Below are 12350 nucleotides of genomic sequence, written 5' to 3'. Positions count from 1 at the left end.
GACTTCGTGCTCGAGCCAGAAGCCCGCCAGGACAAGCATCGACCGATCTTGTGCGGTGAGCGTTTCGACGAAGGGCTTGTGCGACCAGGGAGAAGCGTTCTCCTCGAGGACGAAGCAATATTGGAACGGCGAGCCGGGTTCCGTGGCCAGTGAAGAAGATTCTTGCTCCAGCGTGTCGCGAGAAAGAATAAGAGCTGGGACCTCGGCGATGCGGGCGGCGGTCAACATGGCGGCAATGGTTCGCTCGTAGACGGCGCAGGTGCTGGGATCGATTGCGACCAGTTCGCGCCTTTCAGACGAGACGACCACCAGAACGCTTACGGAGGGACTCAAGAGAGGCGAATTGCTGAAGCGTCGGTGTTTCATATGTGCTCCCCCAATATGAGAACGCGACTGCAACTGCGCGCGGGATATTGGGGCGAGATGGTTCACGCTTCGCGAAGAAGAGCTGAAGAGAAACGATCAATGATCCGTGAGCGTTGCTTTGTGACTGTCACGTGACAGTCGGCGTGCCGCTTTCTTGTGCAAGTGAGAGGCGAGGCAGTGCATGGTCGTGGTTCAGATCACTTCAAGAGCTGTCGGTATCCGGTCTGCGTCATCCAGCGTGCGCGTGCCAGATGGGCATCGTACGAGCGTCGCGCAGCGTCCGGATCGATGTGGGGATCAAGGGAGAGGACGGTGCGTGCCGTCTCCTTCCAGTCAGCGCCCATGGCAGCGGCGTCGAGCAACTTCAGATAGGTAACGAAGTGGCTCCGATCGTACGGGGTAAGCGTGTCGCCGTTTGCCGGAACAGTGACTGGCGCGGGTGAGCGGTCTGACATTCGCGTTCTCCGGAGAGGGACTTAGCAGACGGAGTCGGCCCCGGCAGCGGGTCATTACACACTATAGTTGATAAACCGCACGTGCGTGTTCGGCCAAGCCGTCTCGCATGGATATGCGGAGGCTTGTCGGCAGGAACACGAGGAAGATCAGGCTTGCCAAGGGCCTGACGCAGGAGCAACTCGCCGAGCGGTCTGGCTTCAGCCAACAATACATCAGCGATCTCGAACGAGGTCGCAGGAATCCGACGGTCGTATCGGTTTACGAGCTCGCGCAGGCCCTGGGTGTGCACTACCTGGAGCTGCTGCAACCCGACAAGAAGTAATGGTGTGGAAGCTGTTCAACGCAGGCGCGCTTATCACCCCCCGCGCCCTTCCGCTCTTCTTCTAGATCCCCCGTCACACATCAGTGCTCGAGCCGGAATTTCGGCGGCTAGCCGCGGTGTGCACAAGCCCCTCGCCCGCACATCGCCGAATCAGAACAAAGCGCGTACATTGCAGGTGATCATGAGGGCCCTGGGCTATGACCAAAACAGTGACACGACAGCAAATCGCGGGAAGCCAGGGCGAGGCGTTCGTCAAGGAGCGCGCCAATGCCATGGGCTTCCTCTACAGCCCCTACGGCCCGCCCGAGGCTGGCTATGACGGTCTTCTCGAGCTGCGCGATCCCGAGACCGGCGCGCCGTCCGGGCGGCTGATCGCGGTCCAGGTCAAGACCACGGACGATGGCAGCTACACCGCCGACGACGGCGAGACGTTCCAGTATCTGATGGACGCCGAGGACGTCGCCTACTGGCACGAGGGCAACCTGCCGGTCATCGTTGTCCTGGTCCATCTGGGGCGCCGCGAGGCGTTCTGGAAAAGCGTGGACGACGGCCAGGGGCCAGGTCAGCGACGTCTCCACATCAAGAGGAGCGCAAATCGTTTCGACGAGACGGCGCGTGATGCCCTGGCCGCACTGTGCGTGGCCAAGAGCGGGTTCGGCGTTTGGTTCCCCACGTACAAGGGCGGCGAGCGCGGACACATGAACCTGCTCGAGGTCGTGCTCCCCAAGGAGATCTATGTCGGCGCCTCGCCGTACAAGACTGGGCGCGATGCCCTCTTTGCCCTGCTTGAGAAGGAGGAGCGGCCCCCGGACGACTGGACCATCAGGGCAGGACACTTCACCTCGTTCCGCGATCCGCGCGGCACCGTCCTCGACCGGATCGTCGACGGCGGCTCCATCGAGACCGTGTCCGCGGCGGATGTCGCCCTCCCTGACGACGAAGCCGACGAGCATGCCGTCATCGATCTCCTGCGGCGCACGCTCGCCGCGCAGCTCGACGGGCTCCTCGCCTTCCACCGCGACCAGAAGGCGTTCTATTTCCCGGCGACGGTGAAGACGATTGAGAAGAAGTACGGCTACCAGTCGCTCAAGATCGCGACCTCCGCCGACGTCGTGAAAAAGTACGAGAAGGACGGCCGGCTCAAATATGTGCGCCATCACGCCTTCGAGCCGCGCTTCTGGCGCGTCGGCGACACATGGTTCCTCTCGGTGTCGCCCACTTTCGTCTTCACCTGGGACGGCTTCCGCCCCGACCGTTTTGCCAGCGGGCGGCTCGCGGGCAAGAAGCAGCGCGAGTTCAATTCGGCGCTTCTTGGCCAGTTCGTGATGTGGCACCACCTGCTCACCGGCCTTGGCCAGAAGGGCGCGACGGTCTCGTTGTTCGATCTCGAACCGGAGCGCGACCACATCCTGCAGTTCAAGGCAGTCGAGCCGCTCGCCCTTCCGCGCGGCGTTCCCGACGACGTTTGGCGGTCGACCGAGGTTGTGCCGTTCGCGGACGGGGATCAGGGGAGGCTCGCGCTATGATCCTCAATCACATGCTCCTCGACGAGCCCGAGCTCGAATTCGGCCACGGCGGCAGGCACATCGATCCACGCCTCGGCCTCGTCCGCCATGGTCCGCTGCAGCCGTTCCCGGGTGACAAGATCTCAATCGGCGTGATCGGCACCGCGGAGACGGTCGAGGGCTTCGAGCGATGGATCGACCGGCTCAAGTCCGCGATTCCCGGATCGTCGGAGAAGCAGCCGAACCTGTTCCCGCCCTTCCCCGGCCTCGGCAACAACAACCCCTTCCGCTGTCCCTTCGAGGTCTCGCCTACAGCGCGCCGCGTGCTGCCTGTGCGCGACATCGGCCAGATCGTCGGTGCCGCAAAGCACGCCGACGCGGTGACCGCCGCGGCCACGCTGTTCTCCGATGAGGCGACCGCGATGCTTGAAGCTTCGGACAAGCCTGACGTCATCGTCACAGCCCTGCCGTTCGATCTCATCATGCGTATCGTCAACGACGTCGTGGTCGACGGCGAGGACGATGCCCCGGACCGCGACGACACCCCGATCGACTTCCGCGACCTTCTGAAAGCCAAGGCTCTGCATTTGCAGAAGCCGACGCAGCTCGCGTGGCCGACCCTGTGGGACGACCATGCGCGCATCCCGAGGAAGCTCCGCAACACGCAGCGCCGCGTGCAGGACCCGGCTACACGCGCGTGGAATTTCCTCAACGCCCTGTTCTACAAGGCCGGCCGCGCGCCGTGGCGACTGCCTCGGCCGGAAGACCAGCTCAAGACCAGTTATATCGGCATCGGTTTTTATCGCGATCGCAGCGGTCAACGTCTTCTAACCAGCACGGCTCAGATGTTCGACGAGCGCGGCCGCGGCCTCATCCTGCGCGGTGGTCGCGCCTGCACGGACAAGGGCGACCTGCACCCCTATCTCGACCGCACCGACGCCTACGACCTAGTCCGTCGATCGATCAAAGCCTATCAGGGGCAGCATCACCATGCGCCGGCCCGCGTCGTCATTATGAAGACCTCCCGGTTTCAGCCCAAGGAGGCGGAGGGTGTCGAACAGGCCCTGAGCGAGTCTAACGTTGCATACCGAGACCTCGTATGGATCTCCGAGTCCGCGCCCGTCACCATGTTCCGGGAAGGGGACTACCCGCCGCTGCGTGGGCAGTTGATCGGTTTCGGGCGTGACGCTCTGCTCTTCACACGTGGCAGCGTGCCGTATTACCGGACCTATCCGGGGCTTCGCGTTCCCCGGCCGCTTTTCATTCGGCCGCACTCGAAGGACACGCCGGTCGCCGACGTGGCCCGGGACATTCTCGCGCTGACGAAGATGAGCTGGAACTCGACGCAGTTTGACGGCGCGCTGCCGATCCCGATCCGCGCCGCGCGCCAGGTCGGCAAGGTGCTCAAGCACGTGCCGATCGGCCAGAAGGAGGCGACTGAATATCCGCAATATATGTAGGCCCTGAGCGGCCAGTTGCTCCGCCGTGTCAGCCTGATTGTCATGGCCGCCCTGGCATTTGTGGACCACCGGCGGCGGTTTCGGTCGATGCCAAGGAACTTCGGCGGCGGCGGATATCGTTGAAGGTGAACGAGCCGGCGGCTGGAGAAGCGCTCGGACACGTACGTGAGCGACCTCCGACGCTATGTAGACGCGCTCGGCGGGAAGCTGGAGACCACCGCCAGGTTTCCAGCGCGGGACGTGAACATCACGAGCTTCGGGGCATTGCCAAGCGGGCTCGAAAATTGCGCGAGCAAGGTGAGCGCAGTACTGAACGCTACGCAAGGCGGCGGCCGCCCCACGGCGGAGAGTGCTGTTCAGCGTGGACTGGGGTAAGATCGCGTACGTAAGTGTGCCTAAGACATTGTGCGGGAGAGTAGATTGATATGCTGAAATTGATTCGAGAATAGTGTTGGGCGGGCGGAGCGGTGGAGGGCTCCGCGAAAGAGCCCGCTATAGTGCCGGGAAGCTCCGAGGGGACCATGGCCAGCCCGTTCTTTGAACAGCCAATCCTGAACTCGCCATACTCTGTACCGACGCGCCATCACGCGCTGGACGACGATGGGCAGCCGCTGGAGAAGCCGCCGGTGGAAGGGCGGCGTGCCTCCAAATTCATCACGCCGGTACCGAGGCCGCGCAGGCAGGAGAGGAACGCCGGCATCGGGCAGGGAAGGCTTGTGCTCTCAGACCCGGAAGGCCTTTCCAGCGTCGAGCAGGAATACAATCCGACGCCCATTATCAACGAGATCCGGCAGCACTTGGCCACCTGGCGCACGCTGCCGAACCCGGCCGACTGGGGCGTGACGCCGGCTACCGCCCAGCTCCTTAAACACTGGCGCCATCACAATTTCCAAGGCGTGCGCCCCTTCTTCTGCCAGGTGGAAGCGGCTGAAACCGCCATCTGGCTGACCGAAGTCGCGCGGCGCGAGAAACGTTACAGGCATCTGTGGGCGCATATCGAAGGTGCCAACAAGGACGCCAATCCGGAGCTGCTCCGGCTGGCGATGAAGATGGCGACGGGGAGCGGCAAGACGACCGTGATGGCCATGCTCATCGCCTGGCAGACGGTCAATGCCGTGCGTTCGCCCACCAGCAATCTCTTCAGCCGCGGCTTTCTGATTATCACGCCGGGTATAACCATCCGAGATCGCCTGCGTGTCCTGCTGCCGCAAGATACCGAGAGCTATTATCGGACGCGCGAGTTGATGCCCGCCGAATTGCTCCCTGACATCGACAAGGCCAAGATCGTGATCGCGAACTACCACGCGTTCAAGCGGCGCGAGACCATGGACGTGTCCAAGGTCGGGCGGGCCTTGCTGCAGGGGCGCGGCGAGCCGGTGGTGACGATCGAGACCGAAGGGCAGATGCTGCAGCGGGCCTGCGGAGAGCTGTTGGGCCTGAAGAACGTCGTGGTGCTCAACGACGAAGCGCACCACTGCTACCGGGAGAAGCCCGAGAGCGAGGAGGAGGGCGAGCTCAAGGGGGAAGAGAAGGACGAGGCGAAGAAGAACAACGAGGCGGCGCGGCTGTGGATCTCCGGCATCGAGGCGTTGAAGCGCAAGGTCGGTGTACGCGCGGTCTACGACTTGTCGGCCACGCCGTTCTTCCTGCGCGGCTCGGGCTATGCGGAGGGCACGCTGTTTCCGTGGACCGTGAGTGATTTCTCACTGATCGATGCCATCGAATGCGGCATCGTCAAGCTGCCGCGCGTGCCGGTCGCCGACAATTTGCCGATCGGCGACATGCCAATCTACCGCGACTTGTGGAAACACATCGGCAAGGAAATGCCGAGGAAGGGTGCGAGCAAGTCGGGGAAACTCGATCCGCTCTCGATCCCGTCCGAGCTGCAGACGGCGCTTTATGCGCTCTATGGCCACTACGAGAAGACTTACGAAGCCTGGAAGCAGGCCGGCATTCCCGTGCCTCCCGTATTCATCGTCGTCTGCAACAACACGTCCACATCGAAGCTCGTCTACGAATGGATCTCCGGTTTCGAGCGGGTGAGCGAGGACGGCGAGAAAGTACAGGACCATTTCGGCCACCTCGCGCTCTTTCGCAACTACGACGAGCACGGCCAGCGCCTGGTGCGACCGAACACGATCCTGATCGACTCCGAGCAGCTGGAATCCGGTGAAGCGCTGGAGAAGGACTTCCGCGAGATGGCGGCCCCGGAGATCGAGCAATTCAAGCGCGAGATGTTGGCCCGCGGCCGGTCGCAGAAGGAGGTGGAGAACATCTCAGATGCCGAGCTGCTGCGCGAGGTTATGAACACGGTGGGCAAGGTCGGCCGCCTCGGTGAGCAGGTGCGCTGCGTCGTGTCGGTGTCGATGCTCACCGAAGGCTGGGATGTCAACACGGTCACCCACATTCTCGGTGTGCGCGCTTTCGGCACGCAGCTTCTCTGCGAGCAGGTGGTGGGCCGGGCGCTGCGACGGCAATCGTACGAGTTGAACGAGGACGCGCTGTTCGATGCCGAGTACGCCGACATCCTGGGCATCCCCTTCAACTTCGCAGCCAAGCCGGTGGTGGCGCCGCCGAAGGCGCCGAAGCCGGTGACACGCGTGCACGCGGTCAAGGAGCGCGAGAAGCTCACCATCGTGTTTCCCCGCGTTACCGGCTATCGCAAGGAGCTGCCTGACGAGCGCATCACCGCGCACTTCAAGGACGATTCACGCCTGCTCTTGACGCCCGCGTTGGTGGGCCCAACGAGCGTTCTGCTGGAAGGCATTGTCGGAGAGGGCGTGCAAATCGGGCCAGAAGTGTTGAAGGATATGCGGCGCAGCGAGATTTCATTCCACCTCGCCAAGCACCTCCTCTACACGCGCTTTCGCGAGCCCGGCGAGCCGCCGCCCATGCATCTCTTCGGTCAGATCAAGAGCATCGTGCGGCGCTGGCTCGATGAGGGGTATCTCGAGTGCACGGGCAATACCTACCCGGCCATGGTCACGTATCTGGAGATCGCCGACAAGGCAGCCGAACTCATCTATCTCGCCTGCCAGCGCAGCGATTCAGGTGTCTCGCGCATGAAGGCGATTCTCGAGCCCTATAACCCGCGCGGATCGACGACCCACGTTAACTTCACGACCACCAAGCCGCTCCTGTGGACAACGTCGCCCGGGAAGTGCCACGTCAACTACGTCGTGTGCGACAGCGAGTGGGAGGCGGAGCTGGCCCGCGTGGTGGAGGCGCACCCGCGCGTTATGGCCTACGTCAAGAACCAGGGCCTGCAGTTCGAGGTTCCCTACCGGGACGGGTCCATTCCGAAGAAATACCTGCCGGACTTCATCGTGCAGATCGACGACGGGGAGGAGGAGCCGCTGAATCTCGTGATCGAGACCAAGGGCTACCGCGGACTCGATGCGCAGCTCAAGGCAGAGACGATGGAGAACCTTTGGGTGCCGGGCGTCAACAATCTGGGCAGCGGGGGGCGCTGGGACTTCGCCGAGCTGCGTGATGTGTTCGAGATCGAGAAGGCGTTCGGCAAGATCGTGGATGAGGCAGTGGCAAAGAAGAAGACGAAGGAGGCTGCCTGATGGCGCGGAACTCGGCACCGAAGCCGAAGCGGGCAAGTGGGCCGCAGCGGGCGAAGAAGGTCGAGGCGCTGACGCACGCTCGGGCGCGGCGGGCGAACATCCCTACGGCAGAGCACCAGAGTCTGGCCGAGCGCCAAGAGGAGATGGAGCCGATAGGCCCCGTGCGCTACGCCCGCACCTATCCGCTGAAAGCCGGCACGGAGCGCCCGCGCGACAAGGATCTCGACCCGCAGATCGTCTGGAACGGGGCGCGCATCCGGCTGAGCAAGGATCAGGTGCGGCAGCTGCAGGAGAAGGGCGAGGTCGAGATCGGCGACGCGCAGCTCGTCTGGCGCGGCAAGGACAGCCAGGACTGGTCCGACCTCGTCGTCAACCCGCCGATGATCTACGTGCAGGAGAAGATCCACCCCAAGGCCATCATCGACGACCTGGTGCGGCGGTCGAAGGAGAGCGAGGCGAAGGACGGCGAGACGCTGGACCTGTTCGCGGACTTCAACGGCATCCCGGTGGACGCGCGCACGGAGTTCTACCAGCACACCCAGAACTGGGCGAACCGCATGATCCTGGGCGACTCGCTCTACGTGATGGCGAGCCTCGCCGAGCGCGAGCGCCTGCGTGGGCAGGTGCAGTGCATCTATTTCGACCCGCCCTACGGCATCAAGTTCAACTCGAACTGGCAGGTGTCGACGCTGTCACGCGACGTGAAGGACGGTAAGCAGACGGATATCAGCAGAGAGCCGGAGCAGGTGAAGGCGTTCCGCGACACGTGGAAGGATGGGATTCACTCGTACCTGACGTACCTGCGCGACCGGCTCACCGTGGCGCGCGACCTGCTGCACGAGAGCGGCAGCATCTTCGTGCAAATCGGGGACGAGAACGTGCACCGCGTGCGGGCGCTGATGGATGAGGTGTTTGGGGCGGATTGCTTTGTTTCTCAGATCGCCTTCAAGAAGACAGGCGGCCAGAGTTCAGGCGCGATTGCCAACGTCATGGACTCCATACTCTGGTACACGAGAGATAGATCAAAGCTGAAATACCGACCGTTGTTCGCGAGAAAGTCGCCGGGCGAAGAAGGCGCCACAAACTATGAATGGTTAGAGGAGAGTTCGGGAATTCGGCGCCCAATGTTGGCAGAAGAGAAAGACGGACGCCGGGCGATACCTAAGGATGCTCGGATACTCCAGCCCTATCCAATGTTTTCCGACGGTCCGTCTGAGCGCGATCAACCGCTGGTTTGGCGCTATGTAGAGTTTAAGCCATCCTCCAATGCGCATTGGAAGACACACACGGTTGGTCTAACGCGACTTGATCGAGCTGATAGGCTTTTGGCTCAGGGCAAAACGCTGCGATTCGTCAATTATCTCGACGACTATGAGATTACGCCGCTCATCAACGTATGGACCGACACCCAGATCAGTGGCTTTGGTGCCGATCGAGTTTATATCGTCCAAACACTGGCTAAGGTTGTCGAGCGGTGCATCCTAATGTGCTCTGATCCGGGCGACCTTGTTCTCGACCCGACTTGTGGCGCGGGGACGACGGCGCTAGTTGCAGAACAATGGGGCCGTCGTTGGATCACCGTCGACACCTCGCGCGTCGCGCTCGCGCTCGCCCGCGCGCGGCTTATGGGCGCACGGTTTCCCTATTACCACCTCGCCGACACGCCGGAGGGCCGCGCGAAGGAGCAGGAGGTTTCGGGCAAGATCCAACCCGACGCGCCGACGCAGGGCGACATCCGCCAGGGGTTCGTCTACGAGCGCGCGCCGCACATCACGCTCAAGTCCATCGCCAACAACGCCGAGATCGACGTCATCTGGGAGACCTGCCAGAAGACGCTGGAGCCGCTGCGCGCCGAGCTCAACAGCGTCCTCGGCCGCAGGGGGCCGCGCACCTCGCCCGCTGAGGCAGGTCCGAAGGGCCCGTGGGAGGAATGGGAGATTCCCCGCGAGGCCGGAGGCGACTGGCCGGAGGAGGCAAAGAAGCTCCACGCCCGGTGGTGGAAGGCGCGCATCGAGCGGCAGAGGAAGATCGACGCCTCGATCGCCAAGAACGCGGAAGTCGAATACCTCTACGACCGGCCCTACGTCGACAACGCGCGTCTCCGCGTCGCCGGCCCGTTCACCGTCGAGAGCCTGTCGCCGCACCGCGTGGTGCCGGCCGACGAGGAGGAGCTGGCCGACACGCTGCGCGCCGCCGAGGGCAAGCGCCGGCGCTCGCGGTTCGAGACGCCGCCCACCGACTTCGCCGACATGGTGCTGGAGCACCTGCGCACCTCCGGCGTGCACCAGGCCGAGAAGCGCGACACCATCCAGTTCACGTCGCTGGCCGGCTGGCCGGGCGAGTACGTCAACGCCGAAGGGCACTTCGTCGAGAAGAACGGCAAGGGCGAGCGCCAGCGCCGCGCCGCCATCTTCATCGGCCCGGAGTTCGGCACACTCTCGCGCGTGGAGCTGGTCGCCGCTGCGCGCGAGGCGACGGAGGCCCGGTTCGACGTGCTCGTCGCCTGCGCCTTCAACTTCGATGCGCACGCCTCGGAGCTGACGCGGCTCGGGCCGCTGCCGATCCTCAAGGCGAAGATGAACCCCGACCTGCACATGGCCGGGGAGCTCAAGAACACGGGCAAGGGCAACCTGTTCGTGGTTTTCGGCGAGCCTGACATCGACATCCTCGATGAGGGCAACGAGACCATTGTCGTCAAGGTCAACGGCATCGATGTGTTCGACCCCAATACGGGCCAGATCCGCTCCAACGACACCAAGGGCATCGCCGCCTGGTTCATCGACACCGACTACAACGAGGAGAGCTTCTTCGTGCGCCACGCCTATTTCCTCGGCGCCAACGATGCGTACAAGTCTTTGAAGACCTCGCTGCGCGCCGAGATCAGCGAGGAGGCCTGGGCAACCCTCCACCGCGAAGTCTCCCGCCCGTTTCCGCGGCCCAAGACGGGGAAAATTGCGGTGAAGGTGATCAATCACTTCGGGGACGAGGTGATGAAGGTGTTCAGGGTGTGAGCGAATCCAAACCGAAATGGAGTCCGCTGCTAGGCTTTGTCAGGGGATCAGAGATGCCAACGTTTGTCCGGTGCACTTCCTCTAAGCACCATCCGCAATCGGTAATGATCAATCTTGATCATGTTCTCTGGATTGGGAAGGCCGATCCGACAGTTGTGACGACGATTAGGTTCTTGGACGGTGATGAGATCACTGTCGAGGAAGAGCCGGAAGAAATAGTCGGGCGATATCATGATGCAGTTGAGGAGCCCGGGAGTGGAAAGCACGACTGATCAAGAGGCAGTAGTGTCAGTGTCCTTCTGAGGGATCCGGGCTGTGGAATTCCGCATCGCTGACACCTTCACGAGCGCACTTGGCCGGCTCACGCGCGACGAGCAGAAGGCCGTCAAGACGTCGGCCTTCGATCTGCAGATGAACCCGAACCATCCGGGTCTGCAGCTGCACCGCATCGACGCATCCAAGGACCCGAATTTCTGGTCCGTCCGCGTCAACCGAGACATTCGCATCATCGTTCACAAGACGGCGCAAAGCTTCTTGCTGGCCTATGTCGATCACCACGACGACGCTTACAAATGGGCCGAGCGCCGGCGCATCGAGGCGCACCCCAAGACCGGCGCCGTGCAGATCGTCGAGGTGCGGGAACGCGTCGAGGAGATTGCGCGGCCGACGGCGCGGCAGATGCCGCTCGATCTCGGCGACGGCGCCGAGCTGCTGCCGCTCAGTTCGAAGAAAGCCGAGGATGCGAGGCCTTTCGTTGCCCTCTCGGCGGAAAAGCTGATGTCGGTCGGCGTTCCGGCCGACTGGATCGACGATGTCTTGGAAGCAACGGAGGATAGGTTTCTCGATATCGCCGAGCATCTGCCTGGCGAGGCGAGCGAGGCGCTGCTCGCCTACATCGTAACCGGCATTCTGCCCGTGCCCACCCCTGTCACGGTGGCCGACCCCTTCCAACACCCGGATACGCAGCGCCGCATCCGCGTCGTCGAGAACGCCGAGGAGCTAGAGCAGGCCCTGAGTTTCCCCTGGGAGAAGTGGATCGTCTTCCTGCACCCCGGACAGCGCGCTCTCGTAGAGGCCCAATTCTCTGGCCCCGTGCGCGTAGCCGGATCGGCAGGAACGGGCAAGACCGTCGTCGCGCTCCATCGCGCGCGCCATCTGGCACAGGCACCCGACGCCCGCGTGCTGCTGACCACGTTTTCCGATCCGCTCGCCCTGGCGCTCGAGCGCAGACTGGGCATTCTGACTGGCGATGCCTCCGACGTCGTGCCGCGCATAACCGTAGCGTCGTTTGAAGGCATCGCCCAGGAGCTGTACCAACTCGCCTTCGGGCGCAAGCCGCCCACTGCGCCAGACGACTTCGTGCGGCGCCTACTGCTCAAAGGGGCCGAATCTGCCGATATGAAGGGCGTCACCGAGCGTTTCCTTGTCTCCGAGTGGACGCATGTGGTCGATGCCTGGCAGGTGAAGAGCGCCGAAGCCTACGCCGAGGTGCCACGCCTCGGGCGCAAGGGCCGGTTGGGCGCACGGCAGCGCGACCGCCTGTGGCCGGTATTCGAGCACGTGCTGCGGGAGCTCGGCGCGCGCGGGTTCGAGACCAAGGCGAGCGTATTCCACGCATTGACGGCCCACTATGGAGTCAAGAGCGACAAGCCGTTTAC

At 63.2% G+C, this 12350-nt stretch carries 8 protein-coding genes; 6 read left to right on the top strand and 2 right to left on the bottom strand.

The annotated features are described in order from the left end of the window. Both VFB18_RS08815 and VFB18_RS08810 read right to left on the bottom strand, forming a co-directional pair. A partial coding sequence (locus VFB18_RS08815; RefSeq protein WP_324973744.1) for a hypothetical protein occupies window positions 1-309 on the bottom strand: 309 nt, incomplete at its 3' end. 254 nt (window positions 310-563) lie between these two features. Continuing rightward, window positions 564-821 (bottom strand): DNA -binding domain-containing protein, encoded by a 258-nt coding sequence (locus VFB18_RS08810; protein WP_324973741.1) that lies wholly within the window; start codon window positions 819-821, stop codon window positions 564-566. A gap of 107 nt (window positions 822-928) precedes the next feature. Between VFB18_RS08810 and VFB18_RS08805 the strand changes: the two genes are divergently transcribed. The 6 genes from VFB18_RS08805 to VFB18_RS08780 all read left to right on the top strand — a co-directional run. Beyond that, window positions 929-1144 (top strand): helix-turn-helix transcriptional regulator, encoded by a 216-nt coding sequence (locus tag VFB18_RS08805; protein WP_324973738.1) that lies wholly within the window; start codon window positions 929-931, stop codon window positions 1142-1144. A 209-nt stretch (window positions 1145-1353) separates the two neighbouring features. Next, window positions 1354-2670 (top strand): DUF4365 domain-containing protein, encoded by a 1317-nt coding sequence (locus VFB18_RS08800; protein ID WP_324973735.1) that lies wholly within the window; start codon window positions 1354-1356, stop codon window positions 2668-2670. Beyond that, window positions 2667-4109: a hypothetical protein gene (locus VFB18_RS08795; protein WP_324973732.1), complete on the top strand. Its 1443-nt coding sequence runs from the start codon at window positions 2667-2669 to the stop codon at window positions 4107-4109. The genes VFB18_RS08800 and VFB18_RS08795 overlap by 4 nt, the downstream gene beginning before the upstream one ends. A gap of 521 nt (window positions 4110-4630) precedes the next feature. After that, on the top strand, window positions 4631-7681 hold the full coding sequence (locus tag VFB18_RS08790; protein ID WP_324973731.1) for a BPTD_3080 family restriction endonuclease: 3051 nt from the start codon (window positions 4631-4633) through the stop codon (window positions 7679-7681). After that, window positions 7681-10692 carry a site-specific DNA-methyltransferase gene (locus tag VFB18_RS08785; RefSeq protein ID WP_324973728.1) on the top strand — a complete coding sequence of 1004 codons (3012 nt, stop codon included), beginning with the start codon at window positions 7681-7683 and terminating at the stop codon, window positions 10690-10692. The genes VFB18_RS08790 and VFB18_RS08785 overlap by 1 nt, the downstream gene beginning before the upstream one ends. Before the next feature lie 315 nt (window positions 10693-11007). Next, the coding region (locus VFB18_RS08780; RefSeq protein ID WP_324973725.1) for a UvrD-helicase domain-containing protein at window positions 11008-12350 on the top strand (1343 nt) is incomplete at its 3' end.

It is taken from the genome of Methyloceanibacter sp. (genome assembly GCF_035650995.1).
In the GTDB taxonomy this organism is placed as follows: Bacteria; Pseudomonadota; Alphaproteobacteria; order Rhizobiales; family Methyloligellaceae; genus Methyloceanibacter.
This window is presented reverse-complemented; position numbering and strand designations above follow the sequence as displayed.

Bases quoted from the DNA above. Each gene is read 5' to 3' on its own strand.
- VFB18_RS08790 (WP_324973731.1), top strand. From the start codon at position 4,631: ATGGCCAGCCCGTTCTTTGAACAGCCAATCCTGAACTCGCCATACTCT.
- VFB18_RS08795 (WP_324973732.1), top strand. From the start codon at position 2,667: ATGATCCTCAATCACATGCTCCTCGACGAGCCCGAGCTCGAATTCGGC.
- VFB18_RS08805 (WP_324973738.1), top strand. From the start codon at position 929: ATGGATATGCGGAGGCTTGTCGGCAGGAACACGAGGAAGATCAGGCTT.
- VFB18_RS08785 (WP_324973728.1), top strand. From the start codon at position 7,681: ATGGCGCGGAACTCGGCACCGAAGCCGAAGCGGGCAAGTGGGCCGCAG.
- VFB18_RS08810 (WP_324973741.1), bottom strand. From the start codon at position 821: ATGTCAGACCGCTCACCCGCGCCAGTCACTGTTCCGGCAAACGGCGAC.